Annotated in this window: 15 protein-coding genes; 9 read left to right on the top strand and 6 right to left on the bottom strand. The window is 42.6% G+C overall.

Annotated features, from left to right (window positions below):
* Positions 1–20: 20 nt before the first annotated feature.
* The 3 genes from AC0L6H_RS22050 to AC0L6H_RS22040 are packed head-to-tail and all read right to left on the bottom strand — an operon-like array spanning position 21 to position 4,382.
* Complete coding sequence (locus tag AC0L6H_RS22050; RefSeq protein WP_473391597.1) at positions 21–1,178, bottom strand: iron-containing alcohol dehydrogenase; 1,158 nt, start codon at positions 1,176–1,178, stop codon at positions 21–23.
* A gap of 58 nt (positions 1,179–1,236) precedes the next feature.
* A complete protein-coding gene (locus tag AC0L6H_RS22045) occupies positions 1,237–3,363 on the bottom strand; it encodes an alpha-amylase family glycosyl hydrolase (protein ID WP_473391595.1) in 2,127 nt (708 codons plus the stop codon).
* Between the two features lie 53 nt (positions 3,364–3,416).
* Entirely contained in the window at positions 3,417–4,382 is a 966-nt protein-coding gene (locus AC0L6H_RS22040) for an aldo/keto reductase (RefSeq protein ID WP_473391594.1), read from the bottom strand.
* A gap of 319 nt (positions 4,383–4,701) precedes the next feature.
* Between AC0L6H_RS22040 and AC0L6H_RS22035 the strand changes: the two genes are divergently transcribed.
* On the top strand, positions 4,702–5,205 hold the full coding sequence (locus AC0L6H_RS22035) for a DinB family protein (RefSeq protein ID WP_473391592.1): 504 nt from the start codon (positions 4,702–4,704) through the stop codon (positions 5,203–5,205).
* A gap of 22 nt (positions 5,206–5,227) precedes the next feature.
* Here the strand turns inward: AC0L6H_RS22035 and AC0L6H_RS22030 are convergent, their stop codons facing one another.
* Entirely contained in the window at positions 5,228–8,503 is a 3,276-nt protein-coding gene (locus AC0L6H_RS22030; RefSeq protein ID WP_473391591.1) for a S41 family peptidase, read from the bottom strand.
* A 263-nt stretch (positions 8,504–8,766) separates the two neighbouring features.
* Between AC0L6H_RS22030 and AC0L6H_RS22025 the strand changes: the two genes are divergently transcribed.
* Positions 8,767–9,324, top strand: coding sequence for a PhnA domain-containing protein (locus AC0L6H_RS22025; protein WP_473391589.1), 558 nt, complete (start codon positions 8,767–8,769; stop codon positions 9,322–9,324).
* A gap of 2 nt (positions 9,325–9,326) precedes the next feature.
* Here AC0L6H_RS22025 and AC0L6H_RS22020 read toward each other — a convergent pair whose 3' ends face one another.
* Entirely contained in the window at positions 9,327–11,030 is a 1,704-nt protein-coding gene (locus tag AC0L6H_RS22020; protein WP_473394620.1) for a lysophospholipid acyltransferase family protein, read from the bottom strand.
* Positions 11,031–11,475: 445 nt separating this feature from the next.
* Between AC0L6H_RS22020 and pyrC the strand changes: the two genes are divergently transcribed.
* The 7 genes from pyrC (at position 11,476) to AC0L6H_RS21985 (ending at position 20,072) form a co-directional block, all read left to right on the top strand.
* Positions 11,476–12,546 (top strand): dihydroorotase, encoded by a 1,071-nt coding sequence (gene pyrC, locus AC0L6H_RS22015; protein ID WP_473391588.1) that lies wholly within the window; start codon positions 11,476–11,478, stop codon positions 12,544–12,546.
* Between the two features lie 4 nt (positions 12,547–12,550).
* Positions 12,551–13,981 carry an ATP-dependent RNA helicase DbpA gene (dbpA, locus tag AC0L6H_RS22010; RefSeq protein ID WP_473391586.1) on the top strand — a complete coding sequence of 477 codons (1,431 nt, stop codon included), beginning with the start codon at positions 12,551–12,553 and terminating at the stop codon, positions 13,979–13,981.
* 99 nt (positions 13,982–14,080) lie between these two features.
* Entirely contained in the window at positions 14,081–15,940 is a 1,860-nt protein-coding gene (locus AC0L6H_RS22005; RefSeq protein WP_473391585.1) for a DUF885 domain-containing protein, read from the top strand.
* 121 nt (positions 15,941–16,061) lie between these two features.
* On the top strand, positions 16,062–16,475 hold the full coding sequence (locus tag AC0L6H_RS22000) for an MAPEG family protein (RefSeq protein ID WP_473391583.1): 414 nt from the start codon (positions 16,062–16,064) through the stop codon (positions 16,473–16,475).
* Positions 16,476–16,480: 5 nt separating this feature from the next.
* A complete protein-coding gene (locus AC0L6H_RS21995) occupies positions 16,481–17,353 on the top strand; it encodes an energy transducer TonB (protein WP_473391581.1) in 873 nt (290 codons plus the stop codon).
* Positions 17,354–17,500: 147 nt separating this feature from the next.
* Positions 17,501–19,342, top strand: coding sequence for an ABC transporter ATP-binding protein (locus AC0L6H_RS21990; RefSeq protein ID WP_473391579.1), 1,842 nt, complete (start codon positions 17,501–17,503; stop codon positions 19,340–19,342).
* Positions 19,343–19,496: 154 nt separating this feature from the next.
* Positions 19,497–20,072 carry a pesticin C-terminus-like muramidase gene (locus AC0L6H_RS21985; protein WP_473391578.1) on the top strand — a complete coding sequence of 192 codons (576 nt, stop codon included), beginning with the start codon at positions 19,497–19,499 and terminating at the stop codon, positions 20,070–20,072.
* Here AC0L6H_RS21985 and AC0L6H_RS21980 read toward each other — a convergent pair.
* Positions 20,067–20,741: a nitroreductase family protein gene (locus tag AC0L6H_RS21980; RefSeq protein ID WP_473391576.1), complete on the bottom strand. Its 675-nt coding sequence runs from the start codon at positions 20,739–20,741 to the stop codon at positions 20,067–20,069. The genes AC0L6H_RS21985 and AC0L6H_RS21980 overlap by 6 nt on opposite strands.
* Positions 20,742–20,743: the final 2 nt, after the last annotated feature.

Below are 20,743 nucleotides of genomic sequence, written 5' to 3'. Positions count from 1 at the left end.
TACATCCTTTTTATGCGCTCTTAAAAAGCTTGTTGGTATATTTTTAATGCATCCTGATAAGTAACTTCTCGTGGATTATTCACCAACAAACGCGTTTGTAGCATTGCTTGTTCAGCGAGCATGCTCAGGTTGCTTTCGCTCACTCCGGTGTCGCGTAATTTGTTAGGTAGCCCTAGCGTTATTGACAGGTTTACGAAATATTCTGCGAGCAGTTCAGTATTTTCTAACGGTGAGGCACTTCGCGAGTTTTCAGGTAAGATGAGCACTGCTATGTCATTGTATAACTGATGGGCCTCTTGCGCATTAAAGCGAAGGACATGAGGCAATACCAAGGCGTTACTAAGGCCATGTGAAACATGAAAGTGACCGCCTAAGGGATAGGCAAGGGCATGCACCGCCGCAACCGGTGCGTTAGCAAAAGCCTGCCCAGCTAAACAGGCTCCTAACAACATATTTTGGCGTGCGACTAAGTTTTTACCGTTGAATGTTGCTTCTTCAATATTGCCAGCAAGCAGAGATAGAGCTTGCGTTGCAAGTATATCCGAATATGGATTCTTTTTAATTTTACTAGTGTAAGCCTCGATAGCATGCACCATCGCGTCAATGCCTGTTGATGCGCTCACATGTGGCGGTAAACCTATGGTTAAGGTGGCATCTAAAATTGCGATGTCAGGAAGCAATACTTGGGATGCTACACCCATTTTAGTGGTTTCGCCGGTGGTTACAATCGAAATGGGTGTAACTTCTGAGCCTGTGCCAGCAGTGGTTGGTATTAAAATAAGTGGGCAACGCTCACTTGTGATCTTATCAAGGCCGTACATGTCATTAATGTTTTGTTGTTGCTTAACAAGCACAGATACTAGTTTGGCGCAGTCAAGAGAACTACCTCCGCCAATACCAATAACACCGTCAATAGCATTTGATATAGCAAGGGCAGTCGCAGCCTCGATGATATGCTGGGGAGGGTCTGCGATTACATCATCAAATATAGTGAAGTTGATGTTTGCAGCGCGCAAACTCACAAGCAATTCTTCAAGTAAGCCATAATCGACTATCCCTTTGTCGGTCACGATTAAAATATGCTTCACGCGTAACGAACTGCAATACTCAGCGCACTTTTTCAGCGCGCCTAGCTCACTAACAATGCGTTTGGTGGTAATAAATTCAAAATTATGCACACGTTCGTCCGTTTCAGTCGGTTTACTATTACCTTGTAAGATATTTAAAAATTAGCATTTAGCGCGCCGGTAAATCAAACACTTTTGTTTTTATTTGGCCTTTAAAATTGTCAGCTTGAACTTCTATTTTGGTCAGACCTTGTAGTTGTGAAGGCAATAAAACTGCTCGGTAAGGCGAGCTTGTATCAAACGCTAGCCGTGTTTTCTCTCCGTCTTTGTCTAGTTGGTATACTATTATTTGAGCAAAGTTAAATTGCTCAGGATTGCTAAAAGATAATTCAAATGGCAAAAAGACACGCTCATTTTCTTCATAGACTGGCAGCATCCTTATGTCTTGGACCATACTTTTTACTATTGGACTTGTCGATTTAAGTAAAATATAGCTCTGTGGGGCTAAATCCATTAGCATTTGGTCACCGCTCAGAACAGCTCTATTATTGCTGTCTGCCGATATTATTTCATATTCCAATGTACCTACGCCCATGCTTACCTGCTGTTGTTCATTAGAAAAGTTGAAAACCACTAAGTGATCTATCATTTCTTCAGGTAGTATTCGACTAAAGCCATATAAACGTTTTTCTTCATCAACGAGGCGGTTGATATGTTCACCTTGTCGAAGGCCTTTATGTGCTTGACGAATTTGGGCTAATTCGTTGATGCGCTGGTAGAGAGGATGAGCAGTATCAAAGTTACTTTCACGGGTAGTGCTGTTAGTACCAATTAAGTTGTTGTCGTTGTACACAGTCACTTGAGATGGGTCCATGTTTTCCCGAGCATCAACATCGCCACCATCGCCGGTAAACCCTTGTTCATCACCATAATAAACTACAGGTACGCCTCTAGAAAAATACATCAGGGCGTGCGCCACTTTACTGAGCTGTAGTTTTTCTTCTTCAGATATATTGGGTAGCGCTTGCTCTATAAAAAAGCCAACACGCCCCATGTCGTGATTACCTAAAAAGTTGAGTAAGTCGTTTGGCGATGAATCTCCGTCGCGGTAATAATCGTCATTGTTGAACAACGTGGAAAGCTGGCTAATATTTTTCTTCTCAAAGAGCACATCGCGCGCATTGAAGGCAAAACCAAAGTCGAGTACCGAGGGTAATTTGCCTTTGGTCGTAAATTTACTTAGGCCTGCTGGATTGCCATCAAATACTTCGCCAAAAATGAAAAACTCTGGTAGACCAATGTCCTTCGCGTGTTCAGTAATAGCGGGCGAAAATGATTGCCAAAATTCGATGTCGACGTGTTTTACCGTGTCGATACGAAAGCCATCGGGTCTAAACTCCGTTATCAAATCCTTGAACACTTCAGTTAAGCCCGAAATTACTTCAGGCTGGCTAGTGTCTATATCGTCTAGTCCAACAAAGTCGCCTTTAATCGCACTCTCGCCTTGCCAAAATGAATCGCCGCGGTTGTTGTAGTATTTCGGGTCATTTAGCCATGCAGGGACTTTGACTCCTTTTTCTGAATCAAGTAAAAATGGCGTGTATTTTTTACCTTTGGTGAGGTCTTGTGAGCTAATAAACTCACATCCTTTTTGCTCGCTTTGTAAAAACTCACCATCGGGGCCGTGACATTCTTTGTATTTTATAACGTCGGCAGTATGGTTGGTTATTATGTCAAAAAATATTTTGATATCGCGCTGATGTGCTGCTTCTATCAAACTTTTTAAATCGTCGTTGCTGCCAAAATGTGGGTCAATTTCAGTGAAGTCAACCACCCAGTAACCATGATGCCCAAAACCGTCGGCTTGTACTGCTTTGTTACGTAAAATAGGCGTCATCCAAATCGCGCTAACGCCCATAGCTTCTATATAATCGAGCTTGGCTTCAAGGCCGGCAATGTCGCCCCCGTGAAATGCCCATTTAGAGCTTTTATCAAGGCCGCCATATGAAATAGGGCGGCTAGGATCGCCGTTGTCATTTTCTGAAATAGCATTGTGAAATCTGTCGGGCATGACAAAGTAAAAAATTTCATCTTGTATGTTCCGGGTAAGGTAGTCGGTTTTAGCAGGGATAAGCGGTTTGACCACAGCGGCGCTTTGGTCTTTGTTATCTGTGCTTGGCGTTTGCGGTTCAGGTGCTTTAGAGCAAGCGCTTATTCCCAATATTAACGTAAGTGCAAGCGCATTTGTGTATTTGTGTAATGGCGCTTGGCCTGAATTTTTACCGATATAGTTCATAATTCTTCCTATTGCAGAAACTTACCTAGATATTGTTGATGGCTTAGTGTTTTTTATGGTATTCGTTGTCCGCGAATGGACTCAAGTAGGGCATACCAGTGTTCGCGTGACAAACTGATATCCATCGCTTTTTGGGCGCCAACAAGTCGTGCAGTGTTGCTTGTACCAACAACGGGCTGAATATTGGCTGGGTGACGCATTAGCCAGGCTAATACAATTGCATTTGCGTCGACCGCGTATTCGTTGGCTAGTTTTTGCACTAGCGCAGCGGTATTATTGATGTTGTCGTCATCAAGGGTTTGTGTGTTTGCAAATCGACCTTGTGCCATTGCACCCCATGCTTGCACTTGAATACCTGCTTGTTGACAATACTCTAGCGTTCCCCTTGGAAATCCGTTGTTTGCGTTGATTGGCATATTTACGGTAATGGCATCTTCCACAAAATCGTAACTCGCCAGACTCATCTCTAACTGATTGGCAATGATGGGGACTTGCAATGCACTTTGCAAATACGCTACTTGGCCTGCATGCATGTTTGAAACAGCTAAGTAATCAAATTTGCCTTGTTCATGTAACTTGCTTAACGCATTGGCGGTTTCGTCTAATTGCATTAATGGATCTGGGCGATGTAAAAAAAGAATGTCGAGCTTATTGTCGTGTAAACGTTTGATACTGGCATTTACCGCCTCGCTTATCCAATCACCTGATAAATCGTAATGGCAGAGATCGAAAGTTGGCGTGAGCTTAATGCCAACCTTTGATTGCAGGATTAGATGATGGCGTAAGGAACGCTCTCGTTTAAAAAGCTCTCCCATCGTTTTTTCTGCCTTACCAAAGGTATATATATCGGCCAAATCAATTACGTTGATGCCAAGTTCTAAGGCCGTGCTGACTAAGTCGAAGGCTTGTTCTATATCTTTTGTTGCCACGGGATTGTTGTTCCAGGGGCCACCCATGTGCATACAACCAAGAATAAGGCGACTTGCTTCTGGAAAATAATGATGAATTGCTAATGTCATAAATAATCTACTATTTGCTCTGTGATAAAATGAATATAGACACAAGACTTTGAGTGTGCCTAATTTTAGTAAAGTATAACAGTTTTATAAGATTGAATACGTATGCGAAATGTTGAGAAATGTTCCCTTTGCATCTTTTGAAATAAATTTGTCAGATATACGGTCTACATTTATACTCTGTTGCGGGATTTGCTGTGCCTAGCTAGCTTATTTGGTTGATTTTTATTACAAAATCTATTGTTAGTTTCGATTTAGCATGAAGTGTCAGGTAACAATAAATAAGTAAAAGCTTAGTAGTAAAATGATATAAAGGATATACATGTCAAATAGTTATGCAGCCGTCGTAAAACAAGCAATCGATTTGCTCGACGGTATCAGCCTTGGAGAATATCAAGAAAAACTGCCGCCTCATTTTCCAAGTAGCATCGGCTCTCACATGCGGCATATTATTGATCATTTCTTAGCGCTTATGCATGGACATAAAATAGGCCATGTTGATTATAATGTGCGCCATAGACATAACGAGGTAGAACAGTTTCCCAATTCTGCAATTCAATCCCTTGAAGAGATAGTCAATTGGCTAGAAAATATAAAAGTGAGTTGTTTAGACGACACGCTCAATGTGACCTCAGAAATAGATGTTACATGTACCTTGTCGAGTACTTGCCGTTCGACACTCGAACGAGAATTAGTGTTTGCCAGCAGTCATGCTATTCATCATTTCGCGCTTATCCGCATTATTTGTAGTATGCTCAATAAATCGGTTCCTGACTATTTTGGTTATGCGCCTGCGACTATTACCCACATTAATAAAACTGCATAGACGAAGTATTAAGCGGGTTTGTCTACAAGCCTAGCTCTGTAGGGATCGGCGGGGCTTCTTGTAATCGCTCAGGTTTAAAGCTTTTCAACTCTTCTAGTACTTGTTGAATGCCTCTATCTAGTTGGGCATCTACGCCTTTATTAACATCTGCCGGCATTAGTTTGACTTCTATGTCAGGGGCAACACCTGTATTCTCAGCGAGCCATTTGCCATTGGTATCAAAAATACGGATAAATGGAACACTCATAAAGCCGCCATCAACAAATGCCGGGTTATGCGCAATACCAATGAGTCCGCCCCACGTGCGAGTGCCAATAAGTTTGCCTATTCCTTCAAGCTTGAAAGCATAAGGTAAAAAGTCGCCACCGGAACCTGCATCTTGGTCGATTAGCATGGTTTTAGGCCCGTCATGTTGCGTAACTGGCGAACCATAGATTTTACCATCGCGGTCTTTAAACCCTGCTAAGTAAGTACTAGAAAGAGCGTCAGTAATATAGTTGGCTATTTGACCGCCGCCGTTTGAGCGCTCATCAATAATCATTGCCTGTTTGTCTAGTTGTGAGAAAAACATTCTGTTGAAGTAAGTAAACCCTGCCGAGTCGGTATTAGGTACGTAAACATAGCCCACTTTACCACCGGACTTTTCATCAACATATTTGCGATTGGCTTCTATCCACGACCATAAGCGCGCGCGATATTCATTGCCTGAAGGAACAACAACAACTGTTTTTGCATTTTTTCCTTTGGGATTGTCGGCCACTAATAAACTGACTTGTTTACCAATGGTATTTTCAAAAGCAGCAAAAAAACTGTCGTTTTCAGTAAAGCTTTTTCCATTTACCGCCAGGATATAATCGCCTTGCTTAATATCCACGCCCGGCACGCCCAATGGCATATCAAGGAAGGGATTCCACAATTCACCGGGATAAATTTTAGCCAAACGATAAGCACCATTTTCATAACTTATGTCAGCGCCTAATAAGCCTACACCAACATTCTTAGGACTTGGGATATCGCCGCCGTAGGCACGGTTGTGACCAACTTGCAGCTCGGCAATCATTTCAACGATGAGTTTGTTTAAATCGGCCCTTGTACCGACATGGTCTAGCAAAGGACGGTATTGTTTATAAATGCCTTTCCAATCGAGACCATGCATATTTTCGGCATAAAAATAATCAAGTTGCATGCGCCAAGCATCTTCAAATATTTGGGCCCATTCTTTTGCTGGATCAATTCTTAGCTGCAGGCCAGCGGTATTTAACTCTTTACCCTCAATAGCTTTGCCAACCTCAGCATGCTGCATTTGGCCACTGCTTGATGCAAATAACATCGTCTTAGCGTCTTTACTCAACGTAAAATAGTCTACATCTGAATTGACTTGTGTAGCCGATTTCTCTGCCATATCAAAACGCATTAGTACGCTCTTATCGGCGTTATTGCCTGATGGGCTAAGCCCAGCACCCGGCTGCGGGTTTTCTACATAAAACAATGCGCCATCGCTAGCCACCGCTAAATGGGTATAATTCTTTTGGGCCACAGGTAAAGCAACTATCCGATTCATGATTGAATTTAGGTCAATACGAGTGGGTGTTTTTTCTTTCTCTGTATTTTCATCCTCATCGGATGATTTTTCTTCTTTCGTGATAGCCTCCTCATCTGACTTAGGTAGCAGCGGTGATTTACCCTCAGAGGATAATACGGCAGCGTAAAGAGCCGTACGATAAGGCCTTTCTTGTTGGGTCATGTCTATGCCAGCGGCAGTTGTACCGCGATTGGTAGAGGCTGAAAAATAGAGATATTGGCCATCAGGAGAAAAAGCCGGTTGTCCAGCGTCACTCATTCCATCTGTTATTGCGGTTGCCTTTTTGGTATCAAAGCTATAAAGATATAAAATTTGATTGTTGCTAGGACCTAGCAATGAGTACGCAATCCATTTACCATCTGGCGAAATAGAAACTTGCTGTGAACCTTCAACAAAGCCTTTTCGAAGGGGGTCGCTACCAATAGTGTAAGTACGCTTTTTAGCAATATCAACGTACTTAAGATTAAGGTGACTATCACGATAGACCACTTTGCTATCATCGTCGGCGAAAGTCACTAATTCAAAGTAATTGGTTTTTATGTCGCTTAAGGCGATGGCTTTTTGTGTTTGCTTGCCAAATTGGTCACTAATATATAGCTGATATCCACCTGATAAATCTGAAAGATAGGCTATTTTACTGCCATCTGCTGACCAAATTGCAGTCATTTCTCTCACACCGTCGCTATTTGAGATATTGCGTGTTGAACCTTCTTTAAGTGGAATAGTAAAAACTTCGCCACGGGCAACTATCGCAGCTCGTTTGCCCGTTGGTGAAAGAGTGGTAAATTCTATATTTGAACTTACGTCTTTCCATGTGACGCGTTTTTGCGGTAGGTCGGGTTGAATTTCTATTGCTAAGGTTTGGCGCTGTTTGGTGCGGGCATCGTACATGTGCAGTTCACCACCAGCCTCAAATATGATTTCACCAGCATGCGCATTGGCACTAAGTATATCCCAGGGTTTGGTATCTAAAATAGGAGTTACGTCACCTTGAGGCCCATAACGATGAATGGCGACTGAGCCATCTCGGTCGGATAAAAAGTAGAGGTCGTCTTCGACCCACATAGGTGCAAAGTCGCTACTGTTGGGTTTAGGTACTTCAATCGTCTCATGGGTTTGGGTGTTGTAAATCCAAATTGGTGGCGTTGAACCACCGCGGTGTTGCCGCCAACCACTCGCGCCTCTGTGGGCTTTTCGAAAAGGTCGATATGCGATGGTTTTACTATCACTTGCCCAGCTTGGATCCAGCACTCTGGCATCCATAATTTTATTGGGATGGCCGCCGTTTACGTCAATCTCGAACATATGTGGCGCACGGTTATGATTAACTTCGCGCATGCTCGTAAATACCACACGTTTGCCATCGTTAGACCAGCCTTCTACATTATCGTTATCAGGGTGATAGGTTAGACGTTTGGCTTCACCCCCATTTACCGAAACAACATAAACATCGCTATTGTTTCCGTAGTTTGCAGTAAAAGCGATAAGTTGCCCGTCGGGTGAGAAGTGCGGGGATGACTGTTGGTCTTCATCACCGACTAAGCGCTTTGCATTACTCCCATCACGGTCCGTAATCCAAATATCTTCTGCATAAACAAAGGTAATATTGTCTTTAGATAAATCGGGCTGTTGTAACATTTTGGTGGCAGCGTTGCTAGACACACTAGGTAATAACAAAGGCAGTACTAGGCTAATTACGAAGGAAAGCTTTTTCATAAAGGGGTTGTCCTTAACAGGCTCTTATTTTTAGATCGTCAAATTAGTATGGCACAAAATAATGGCAAGTTTCTACTCTATATAAAGCTCACATTGATATTTAAACAAGGTGCCACTCTCCCAGTCCGTCTTAGTGAGTAAAATTATGCTTATATTTCATACCAAGCTTTTTCATCATTTTACTCGCCGCATTATCATTGCTTTTAAACCCATGTTATTATTGTGGGTTTATACCTCCCATACAATAAAAGGTCATATTTGTTATGCAGTCTGTATTAATTGAAAGAAGTGGTAATTGCTGCGAAATTTGTCAATCCACTGAAGCGTTGAGCCCATTTCTCGTGCCCGAATCGCCTGACACCAGCGCAAACTGCCATGTTTATATTTGTCAGACCTGCATTCGCAATATTGAAGCAAATACAGATTGTGACTTGCAACATTTTAGGTGCTTAACAAATAGCATGTGGTCAACTACGCCTGCGGTTCAGGCAATGAGTTATCGCTTGTTGCATAATTGCTTGCCTGAAGCATGGGCGCAAGACGCTATTGATATGCTATATCTTGAGGATGATACTCTGCAATGGGCCGAAGCGGGCATTTTAGCGCAACGAGAGCCGACCCTCGATGTAAATGGGGTTGCATTAAAGGCTGGAGATGCCGTTACAATAATAAAAGATCTTGATGTAAAAGGGGCAAATTTTACTGCTAAACGTGGTACACCGGTGCGTAACATCGGCTTGTCTGAGAACCCTCTGCATATAGAAGGTAAGGTCAACGGACAACGAATTGTGATTATCGCAGCCTATACCAAGAAAAACTAAGCTTAAAGCTTGGCCTGATAGTCTACATAGTCAGTAAAATCAGGCCCCATATATAGTTTTAATTGTTTTGCGGGTGCGCTTGGCATGTGCACGCTGAGCAATAAGCCTGGTGTGTCGTTGAAGTTTGTATCGATACCCAAGGCATGATATTTCGCTCCCATCTTTAAGTACTGCTTTGCAAGCACCGGAATGTCTTTACTATCTTCCTCTATTGTTGCTAATAGTGCACTTAAATTGGTGGCTAAACTAGTATCTAAACTTTGATGCTTAGCAAAGGCGGCAAATTCGGGGTGCAAGTCAAACCCAAATCCTGTTGCCGGCTTTACGTGCATGCCGTTACCTTGTTGAATCAAAATTTCTTCTATTAACTTTACACTACGTGGGTCGTAAAGCTTACTTATTGAGACGGTGCCATAAAGCGTTCTGTATTGCGGAAACTGTTTGATAAAAGCGCAAATCCCGCGCCACAGTAAAAGCAAACCTTGAAAAGACCCTTGAAACTGGGGAATTAAAAATGAACGCCCCATCTCTAAACTTGGGCCGCTGCGATTGACAAACTCAGGGCCAAAATCAAACATCCTATTAAGGTACAAGCCATCAAGCCCGCTTTGTTCAATCAGCACGTCGGTGCGACCCATACGGTAAGCGCCCATTATTGTGTTGTGCTTATCAACAATAAACAAATGTGTATATGTGGCGTCAAAGCCATCGGTATCTATCGCCTCGCCACTACCTTCATTGTACTGTCTAAAAACGAGTTCGCGCAGCCTTGCGATTTCAGTTACCACATTGGGGAGCTGCGCTTGATAGCCAAAATATACCTTATAATCAGCGCTTTCGACTAACAACTGATTGGCAGGAAGGGCTTCAATTTCCTGCTTTATCAATTGCTTTTCTACCGGTGCTAGTAAGGGTTTTTGTTTAAGGACTTTGTCAGCAGGCCATTTGTAACGCCACCGATTGTCTTGAGTGTAAGCAAGGAGTCTACAAAAATCCGCTTTTTGTTGATAGTCAGTGCCTTTGATGAGATTCGCCTTAACGGGATTTCCTGCATTTAAATGAATGGTGTTACCGGTTTTATTGAGTAGTTCTCTTGCCAGCATCAACATTCTTAAGCGATAGTATAGGCGGCCCAAGCGATAAAACCACTTGCTGTTTGTACCATTGACAAACACCGGAACAAATTGACATCGCTCCGTAGTGACCAAACGCCCCACAATTTTGTTCCATCTATGCTCGCTAATCGCCTTTTTATCAGCTTGATAATATGAAACGCGCCCGGCTGGAAATATTAGTAGAGCACCGTCATTACTTACGTGCTTTATACAGCGGCGAAGCGAAGGCCCATTTTGGGGATCTTTTTCAGACAGAGGATTGGTGAAAATGAAATAGTCACGAAGTTCTCTGAAAATACCCAAGCCTTTGTTGGCAAGAACCTGTAGGTCTGGTCTTACTTGGCCAATAGCCCGGGCTAATATAACCCCTTCAATACCACCAAAAGGATGGTTACTGGCAATCACCACAGGCCCGGTTTTTGGGATCTTTTGTTGCAAAGTACTAATACCTTGAATGTCGAGTTCGAGCATCTCGATAAGCTTATCGGCAAAGTCCTCTTTGCTAAGCCCTTGCATCTTGTGCTGCTGATATAGCTTGTCCATGCGGGCTATGCCCAAGAGTCGGTCTAGTAGCCAAATAAGACCTTTCATTAATAATGAAGGCTTAGCGATAAAATTACGAATGCTCAAGGTATATGGGGTAGGGCTTACCAAGGTTTACAGCTCCATAAGGTGACAGGGATATTTCAAGGACTGTCGCAAGTAGTTTAGTTAAAAGTGAAAATCTTCCCTATTGATATTTAATTCGGGGTAGATTTGCAATAGGTTTTAATTATGACACGCCAAAGCGCCAAAAACTTTCGTCGCAAGTATAAACCAAGGCTTTTATTCACTAAAGTATTTAAAAATAGCACATTACTTAGTCTTTGTGTCTATCTTGCTTGTGCAATCAATGACTAATTAGGGCATAATCTTGCTCAGAATTTAGCGCACTGCTTGGCATACTTATTAGCATGCTTTTTGGCGCAATAAAAACTGTATTATGCTCAGCGTTTTCGCCAGCTCTATTGCAAACCCGATGAAAGGTCCCGATTTTATGCGTACATTAACAATTCAAGCCCCAGACGATTGGCATTTACATTTTCGCGACGGCGATATGCTTCGTGAAACCGTTCCCGCGACTTCTCGTTGTTTTAAGCGCGCCATTGCCATGCCAAATTTAGTACCGCCGGTTACGACGGTAGAAATGGCGCTTGATTATAAAGCGCGAATACAAGCTGCAGTGCCTAAAGATAAAGCTTTTGATGGTGATTTTGAGGCGTTGGTCACGCTATATTTAACCAACGACACGACCCCAGCAGAAATTGAAAAAGCGGCCGCTGCTGGCATTAAAGCTTGTAAGTTATATCCTGCGGGTGCAACGACAAATTCAGATGCTGCGGTTAGAGGCATAAAATCCTTGTATCCGGTGTTTAAAAAGATGCAAGAGGTAGGCATGTTGTTGCTTATACATGGCGAGGTTACCGAAAAGCATATTGATATTTTTGATCGCGAAAAAGCCTTTATCGACGCTTACTTGCAAGATATTGTAAACGACTTTAGCGAACTTAAAGTTGTTTTTGAGCATATCACCACCAAAGATGCTGCGGATTTTGTAAAGGCATCAAGCAATAACGTTGCAGCAACGATTACGCCCCAACATTTATTACTTAATCGCAACGATTTGCTTGTAGGTGGTGTACGCCCGCACAATTATTGCTTGCCGGTGTTAAAGCGCAATATTCACCAGCAAGCTCTACAAGAAACGGTTGCCAGTGGTTCTTCAAAGTTCTTTTTAGGGACTGATTCGGCGCCGCATGAAAAGCATAAGAAAGAATCAGCCTGCGGATGCGCGGGTTGCTACAGTGCATGGAGCGCAATTGAGTTGTATGCACAAGTTTTTGACGACTTAAACGCACTAGATAAACTTGAAGGGTTTGCGAGTCACTATGGCCCTGACTTTTATGGTTTGCCACGTAACTCATCTACCATTACGCTCAAACAAGAGCCTTGGCAAGTACCTGAATTAGTTACACTGCCAAGCGGAAAAAATGGCATAGACACCCCTCAAGAAAACTCAATTGTGCCTTTTTACGCAGGCCAAACATTAACCTGGAAACTCGCATAAGATTATGACTACTCGCCCTGTCAATGACAACGCTGTTCAAGCTTCTACCACTGATTTCTCGTCGCTCAACTTGGCTAGCGAGCTACAGGGCGCGCTCAGTGAACTCAATTATTCTCAATTAACCGTAACCCAACAAGCTTGTTTGCCTCAATTGCTAGGTGGCAGTGATGCAGCGGTAAAAGCGAAGACCGGAACGGGTAAAACACTTGCATTCGGCCTTACGGTGCTAAACGAACTCATTGCTGATCAAGCCAAAGGGCATGCGGGCGTGCATTCTCTTGTGCTTTGTCCTACTCGAGAATTAGCACAGCAAGTGGCCCAACAACTCAGGTTATTAGCCAAACAGTACGCAAATACAAAAATTTTAACCCTTGTTGGAGGTGTTTCAATTGGGCCCCAAATTGCTTCATTGGTGCATGCGCCCAGTATTGTTGTTGGCACTCCAGGGCGAGTCATGGATCTCATCCGCAAAGATAAATTAGATGTTAGCCAGGTGAAATGCCTTGTATTAGATGAAGCCGATCGTATTCTCGACATGGGTTTTAGCGACCAAATGGGTTGGATTTTAGATGCCTTACCCAAACAGCGTCACTCGATGCTTTTTTCAGCAACCTTTGGCGGTGCAATTGAGCGACTAACTAAGCAGTATTTGTACAAAGCTGCGATTATTGAGGTTGAAGATAATCAGCAACATACGCAAATAACGCAACTTGCTTATGTTCTACAAGATGAGCGCATGGTATACGGTGTTTCTGCTGTACTGACTCATCACCAACCCGCATCAACCATGGTGTTTTGCCAAACCAAACAACAAACCCAAGAGCTCGCTGATGATCTTCATGACAAAGGCTTTAACGTACAAGCAATACATGGTGATTTGACTCAAGCACAGCGCCAACAAGTACTGACGCAGTTCGCAATAAAAAGTTGCAATCTACTTGTGGCTACTGATGTAGCTGCTCGTGGTCTTGACCTAGACCAAGTAGATTTGGTCATAAACGCACAAATCGCAGATTCAGCTGAAACTCATACGCATAGAGTTGGCCGCACAGGTCGCGCTGAACAAACGGGCACGGCTATTACGCTTGTGTTTGAACACGAACTAAAAGCCTTAGCTAAAATTGCTGATGAAACCAATAGCCATATTCCTGTAAAACATATTCAAGCCTTGCGCTTTCATGCCAACAGAATAGTCCTACCCGAGCATGAATGCATTATGGTAGATGGCGGTAAAAAGCAAAAAGTAAGTAAAGGTGATTTATTAGGCGCGTTAATTAAACAGGCTGAAATAGCGAAAGAAGATATTGGTAAAATGCAAATCACCCACGATAAAGCTTATATTGCAATTAAACAACGAAGCGTAAAACGTGCACTTGCGTTTTTTAGAGAAAAGCGTGTGAAAGGTAAAAGTTTACGCGCGCGCAAACTGCGTTGATGCGCTGGCAACTGCAAAAAAACTGATCTGCTAAGACTAAAGCAAAGATACAAGCTGTTGCAAAAAAGACACAATAATAAGAATAATTAGGAGATATTTATGAAAGCTATTTACTCGCCGTCGCCGCTGAAAATAACGATGCTTAGTGCAATTTTTGGCAGTCTGTTTACACTCATGGCCTGCAGCCCCAGTAATCAAGAGCAAAGGCCGGTTGAACAGCTAGAAAGCGAAAGCCAAAGCGAATCACAAAGGCTAGCTAGCTTCTTTGAAGATAGTTTTGAGCAGGGCTTGCAACGTTCTCCCATGATGCAAAGTCGCTTAGGCCTAAAATGGGATTATGACAAGTGGAATAATGTATCTGAAGCGTTTTCGAAAGAGTCTAAAGAGCTGCGACAAGCCGCATACGCCAAGGCAAAAGGCTTTGATAAATCTAAGCTTAGTGACGATGAAGCCTTAAGTTTGGATTTATTCATGCTCGACTTAGAGCGCAAACTCGCGAATGATGAATTTCCTCATCATAGTTACGTAATGCATCAATTTAGCGCATGGCACACAAGTGTACCTAGCTTTTTAATCAATATTCATCGCGTATCTAGTGTAAGTGATGCACAAGCCTATGTGAGCCGCCTCGAGAATGTCGCGCCTTTGTTTGATCAAGTCATCGAGCAACTTGAAATTCGTCAAGAGCTTGGGATTTTTCCTCCCAAATGGTCTTATGAACAAATGATAGAAGCTTCAGCTAATGTGCTAAAAGGTCGTCCCTTTGTTGATTCGCAAAAAGACTCTACAATTCTGGCTGATTTTAAGGCCAAAGTAGAGGCCTTAGCGATTAATGATGATGAAAAACAAGCGCTAGTTGCTAGTGCAAATAAAGCCTTATTGAATTCTGTGCAGGTGGCCTATGAAAAGTTAATAGCAAAATTAACTGAGCATCTCGCGCTAACACCAGAAGGGGATGGCGTTTGGCGTCTGCCTTCAGGGAGTCAGTGGTATCAAAATCGCTTAAATTGGTTTACGACAACTTCCTTAAGCGCCCAAGAGGTGCACGAGCTTGGCCTTCAAAACGTTGCCCGTATTCATGATGAAATGCGCGCTATCATGAAAAAAGTTGGTTTTGAAGGTGAGTTAAGCGACTTCTTCGTCTTTATGCGTGAGAGTGAGCAATTCTATTATGCGCCAAGCGATGAAGGTCGCCAGCGTTATATGGACGAAGCAAAAGCGTATATTGACGCAATGGAAGCCAAACTACCTGAATTTTTTGGTTTAACACCCAAAGCACCGATGGTGGTAAAACGAGTAGAAGCTTTCCGTGAGCGTTCCGCAGGAAAAGCTTTTTATCAAAGCCCTGCAAAAGATGGTAGCCGCCCTGGCACTTATTATGCGAATTTGTTTAATATGAAAGATATGCCTACATATCAAATGGAAGCCTTGGCCTATCATGAAGGCATTCCGGGTCACCATATGCAACGAGCTATTGCACAGGAACTTGAGGGTATTCCTGAATTCCAAAAATACTTATCATTTACAGCATATACTGAAGGTTGGGGACTCTATACCGAAGAGTTGGGCAAGGATATGGGCTTTTATGAAGACCCATATTCCGATTTTGGCCGGTTAGCTATGGAGTTATGGAGAGCATGTCGACTTGTTGTTGATACAGGCATTCATGAAATGAAGTGGAGCCGAGAAAAAGCCATTCAATACTTGGTAGAGAATACGCCTAATTCAAAAAATGATTCGACCAAAGCGATTGAACGCTATATTGCGATGCCAGGACAGGCCACCGCGTATCTTGTTGGAAAGCTCAGGATTATGGCCCTCAGGGAGCAAGCGATGGAGCAACTTGGTGACATGTTTGACTTCCGTGGCTTTCATGATGAGATTTTAAAAGATGGTCCGGTACCAATGTCTATTTTAGAAGATAAAATTAATAAATGGATAGTAAGTCAAAAAAGCTAAGGAATGGTTTATATAAACTTGTATTAAGGGTTCTTTTTATAGAACCCTTTTTTAATTGGTCTGTTCACATTTTTTCTGCCATAGTAAGATCTTAGTTCAGCATAATAAGAAAGAGAGTACTATGAACACCACTATTTTAGCGATTAGCGGATACATTACTTGGACCATGCTATTGTTAGTAGCCTTGGCCGCGTACAGATCCTACTCAAATCAAAAGAATAAAAGAAGCTCCTTAAAGTTTGACCCTAGCGGCCAAGACATGGCTGATTTAGGCCAGCGAATTACACGTGCCCATGCAAATTGTTATGAGTCAGCGGTTTTTGTCGTTGGGCCAATGATGCTTGCTTTGGCCTCGGGCTCGGCAGTGATTACAAATGGTCTTGCATTGTATATTCTGCTTGCACGTGTAGGGCAATCAATCGTGCATGTAATATCAACCAGCAATGGCGCAATATTGCTACGTTTTGTTTTCTTTTTGATTCAGCTCATTATTAGCGCATATTGGTTGTTTAAAATTATGCAAAAATTCATCTAATTATTATGCATACTTTAAAAAGCGTAATTACCTTATCTTTATCTGCATGCCTGCTTGTTGCGTGCACTAAGCAGACACCTAAAGTTGATGAAAGTGAGATATATCTTGTTCGGCATTTCCAAAAGCAAGCTCCAACCGAGGCAAGTGGTAAGGACGTAAGCTTGACGCCACTGGGTGAGCAAAATGCCTTGTTGCTCGCCAAGCATTTGCAGAACAAAGACATCACATCCATTTACAGTACAAACTATAAGCGCACGCTTCAAAGTGCGGCTCCTACTAGTGAACAAAAAGGGCTTGAAATAAACCTATATGATCCCAGTGCTTTACCCGAGTTTGCGGACAAGCTACTTGAGGCTGCCGATTCTCAATTAGTGCTAGGGCACAGCAATACCACTGGTGTGTTGTTTGGTTTGTTGGGCTGCGAGCATACGGTGCTCAGTGAAAGTGATTATGGTGACATTTTTGTTGTTAAGCGCCGACATGAAAAAAAGCAGTCTTATTTGGCTGGATGTACGAGATATTCTTTATATGAAGCACCACCTAATTTAGCAACGCTACTAAGGATTAATCAGGCTGATTTACATTTGTATTGGCGCCAAGTGAACGCGCAATTCACCTTACCTGAAAATATAGCGATGTCACTATCCGAGTCTGTAGGTGCTGAGCCGAGTGTAGATGGTGTTGTAGAAGTGGGTTTTATTATTAACAGTAATGGAACCACAAGTCATTTGGAAGTTGTGAGGTCGACGCCAGCATCTTTGTGGCACACACAAGCGCTAAACGCAGCGAAACAGCTAAAGTTTTCGCGGGTTAATAGTAAGCAAACCCTCGATAAGGCAATCTATACCACATGGGTCTTTACATTTAAGGCAAGATGAAAAAGTGTAGCTGCTTAATTAATCAATGGTAATAAGGTCGTTACAGTTAAACTGTCCTTAATTCTAATTGTCACTCTTTTAGGATCTGCAGTTGTGCTATTATCGCCGACTCTTTTTACATTATAACGCTTACCGCCGAGTACCTTGATGTTTTCATTTTTCGAAAATTTAACGAAACCATTTCCAGCCCAAAATCCAGAACAACCGCCTGCTAACTTATTGGCGTTTTGTCGTTATTATTCGAAAGGCATGTGGCATATATTGCTGAGCGTATCGATACTAAGTGCACTTATTGCGATATTAGAAGTGAGTTTGTTTGGCTTTATGGGTCAACTAGTTGATTGGTTTGCGACGCGCGACCCAAGCACATTTATCGAGCAAGAAAAAACACGATTGATTTGGATGGGCTTGCTGGTTTTAGTGGCGTTACCAAGTTTGGTATTGCTTGAGTCAATGATCACTCATCAGGCTATATTAGGTAACTATCCCATGCGCATCCGCTGGTTGGCGCATAAGTATTTGTTGAAACAAAGCCTGTCTTTTTATCAAGATGAGTTTGCCGGGCGGGTGGCGACAAAAGTGATGCAAACCGCCTTGTCGGTTCGCGAAACCGTTACTAAGGTGCTCAATCTAGCGGTGTATATTTGTGTTTATTTTATTTCGGTTGTGGTGTTGGTATTCTCAACTGATTGGCGATTAGCGATGCCACTGCTAGTTTGGTTACTTGCCTATATACTCATTTTACGCGTAATGTTGCCAAAGCTTAAACGTGTTTCTCAAAAGCAAGCAGATGCGCGTTCTATTATGACCGGTAGAATCGTAGATAGTTACACTAACATAATGACGGTTAAACTCTTCTCTCATCATCAACGCGAAGAAGACTACGCAAAAGAAGGCATGAACGGTTTTTTACAAACGGTATATCCTCAAATGCGCTTGGTGACGGTATTGCAAGCCTTGGTTTGGGCTATTAACTCAATCCTTGTTTTTGGAATAAGTGCACTAGCTATTTATTTATGGACGCGCGGCTCTGTGAGCCCAGGCGATATCGCAATAGCGGTGAGTCTATCACTTCGTTTGAACGGAATGTCGCAATGGATCATGTGGGAAGTGTCGTCTTTGTTTGAAAATATAGGCACGGTCCAAGATGGAATTAATACATTAGCAGTGCCTGCAGACATTCAAGACAAACCTGGCGCAAGTAAGCTAGAAATGAGGGGAGGGAGTATTGATTTCAAGTCTGTGAATTTTGCTTACAAAGGAAGAGATAACCACGATATTGATGTTTTCAAAGAATTAGAAATCAGCATTGCTGCAGGCGAAAAAGTTGGGTTGGTTGGGCGTTCTGGTGCAGGTAAGTCTACATTGGTTAACTTACTACTCAGGTTTTACGATATTCAATCTGGCGCAATCCTTGTTGATGGACAAAATATTGCTGATGTATCTCAAGAAACGTTGCGGGGAAATATTAGTATGGTTACCCAAGACACTTCGCTTATGCACAGGTCGGTGCGCGAAAATATTATGTATGGAAGGCCTGATGCAAGTGATGAGCAAATGGTAAATGCTGCTAAGCAGGCAGAAGCACATGAATTTATACAATCCTTAAGCGATGCGAAAGGCCGTCGAGCTTACGACGCACATGTGGGAGAGCGCGGCGTGAAATTGTCAGGTGGGCAACGTCAACGCATTGCTATTGCAAGAGTGATGCTGAAAGATGCGCCAATATTAATCTTAGATGAAGCCACATCAGCACTTGATTCAGAAGTGGAGTCGGCGATACAAGAAGGGCTCATTCAGATAATGCAAAACAAGACAGTGCTGGCTATTGCTCATCGTTTATCTACTATTGCACAAATGGACAGATTGCTGGTGCTTGATGAAGGAAAAATTGTGGAGTCGGGTAGTCATACAGCATTGCTCGAAAAAAACGGAATTTACGCCAAGTTATGGGCTCATCAAACAGGTGGTTTCATTGGTGTTGAATAAACACTGATATTAGCTGTACCAACAGATGTACAAGCAACACATGTTTAAATATTAAACATTTGTTGATGTGTGCACCTTCATTAGTTAAACTATGAATTAAGACACGGGGATCGCGAGCAATAGGATTTTGCTTTATTTTACAAGGGAGTAGTAAATGCTTAAGAGCGTACAGTCAGAAATTTTAGTTTCTATAGATTTCGAATTTATCCGTAAACTCGAAGGTGAACCTTTATTAGTCGGAGAAGTGGCGAGTCCCGCTAATAGCAAAAGCGGAGTTATAATCGCGCACAACTTCGACCTAGCCGAGCATAGTGACACATATCTTCGTAAGCTTGGCCTCAATGCAACTCTCATCGGAAAACTTTATCCTTATCTTGGCTTAGTGGGGCAAGAAGCGGCTGACTACTTAGCTGATTTTCCACTCAAGTTATCACTGAATGAAGTGACTGCAATCGACCAAGGTTTTAAACGTAGCGCGCTGATAGATATGGTAAATACATTTAACCAGAGCAGCCCAATACTTTTTTCAAAGATCCCGCGTTGTTGGCAAACGGTTATCGCTTCTCTAGAGTTTCAATATGGTCAACTCCACAAAACCTGTCCATCATTTTGGTCTTGGGTGAGCAATCAGAAATGGGACAAAGCATTAATGGAGCTACAAGACTTTGGAGATGAGTATCAAGATAGACGAAATGCTGAAGCCTACTATATTGAAGTCAACTCATTATAAGAAAGTACTGATTTGTTCGAGTGACTTTTTTTTGCTTGCGTGCTCAGGTATGGATGCATCACTAGCGGGATGGCCAACTACCAATAGCATATAGGGTCTTTCATTGTCAGGCCGATTGCAGATTTTGCTTAGGAATGACATCGGCTTAGGCGTGTGAGTTAAGGTCGCCAGACCTGCCGTATGCAGTGCGGTAATGAGTATGCCACAGGCGATACCTACCGATTCATGTACATAATAATTTTGCTTTAGTTCAGTTTCGTCTATGCCTCCTGTCTTTTGGCTAAATATGGCAATTAGCCAAGGTGCGGTCTCTAAATACGGTTTTTGTGCATTGGTGCCAAGTGGCTTCAATGCCTGCAACCATTGTTCGCCGGCACTGCCACCATAAAACCTTTCTTCGTGTTGTTCAGCTTGTTGTCTAATTTGCTTTTTAACGCTAGCTGATGAAATAGCGACGAAGTGCCAAGGCTGATGATTAGCACCGTTTGGCGCTCGTCCTGCTGATTTTATGGCATTCTCAATAATGCTGCGCGATACCGCTTTGTCGCTGAACTTTCGAATACTGTGGCGACGTTTAATATGGTCGAAGAAATCAAGCGCTTTTTGCTCCATTTCGGCATCGCTGTAATGGATGAAATCTTGTAATAAGTGCACTTTTTCTGTAGTCATAT

This window comes from Glaciecola sp. G7-5, assembly GCF_055808975.1.
Note: the sequence above shows the minus strand (reverse complement) of the source record. Positions and strands in the feature narration are given on the sequence as shown.

Excerpts from the sequence above, each read along its gene's own strand:
- AC0L6H_RS22045 (WP_473391595.1), bottom strand. The coding sequence starts at position 3,363 with ATGAACTATATCGGTAAAAATTCAGGCCAAGCGCCATTACACAAATAC.
- AC0L6H_RS22040 (WP_473391594.1), bottom strand. The coding sequence starts at position 4,382 with ATGACATTAGCAATTCATCATTATTTTCCAGAAGCAAGTCGCCTTATT.
- AC0L6H_RS22035 (WP_473391592.1), top strand. The coding sequence starts at position 4,702 with ATGTCAAATAGTTATGCAGCCGTCGTAAAACAAGCAATCGATTTGCTC.
- AC0L6H_RS22030 (WP_473391591.1), bottom strand. The coding sequence starts at position 8,503 with ATGAAAAAGCTTTCCTTCGTAATTAGCCTAGTACTGCCTTTGTTATTA.
- AC0L6H_RS22025 (WP_473391589.1), top strand. The coding sequence starts at position 8,767 with ATGCAGTCTGTATTAATTGAAAGAAGTGGTAATTGCTGCGAAATTTGT.
- AC0L6H_RS22020 (WP_473394620.1), bottom strand. The coding sequence starts at position 11,030 with ATGAAAGGTCTTATTTGGCTACTAGACCGACTCTTGGGCATAGCCCGC.
- pyrC (WP_473391588.1), top strand. The coding sequence starts at position 11,476 with ATGCGTACATTAACAATTCAAGCCCCAGACGATTGGCATTTACATTTT.
- dbpA (WP_473391586.1), top strand. The coding sequence starts at position 12,551 with ATGACTACTCGCCCTGTCAATGACAACGCTGTTCAAGCTTCTACCACT.
- AC0L6H_RS22005 (WP_473391585.1), top strand. The coding sequence starts at position 14,081 with ATGAAAGCTATTTACTCGCCGTCGCCGCTGAAAATAACGATGCTTAGT.
- AC0L6H_RS22000 (WP_473391583.1), top strand. The coding sequence starts at position 16,062 with ATGAACACCACTATTTTAGCGATTAGCGGATACATTACTTGGACCATG.
- AC0L6H_RS21995 (WP_473391581.1), top strand. The coding sequence starts at position 16,481 with ATGCATACTTTAAAAAGCGTAATTACCTTATCTTTATCTGCATGCCTG.
- AC0L6H_RS21990 (WP_473391579.1), top strand. The coding sequence starts at position 17,501 with ATGTTTTCATTTTTCGAAAATTTAACGAAACCATTTCCAGCCCAAAAT.
- AC0L6H_RS21985 (WP_473391578.1), top strand. The coding sequence starts at position 19,497 with ATGCTTAAGAGCGTACAGTCAGAAATTTTAGTTTCTATAGATTTCGAA.
- AC0L6H_RS21980 (WP_473391576.1), bottom strand. The coding sequence starts at position 20,741 with ATGACTACAGAAAAAGTGCACTTATTACAAGATTTCATCCATTACAGC.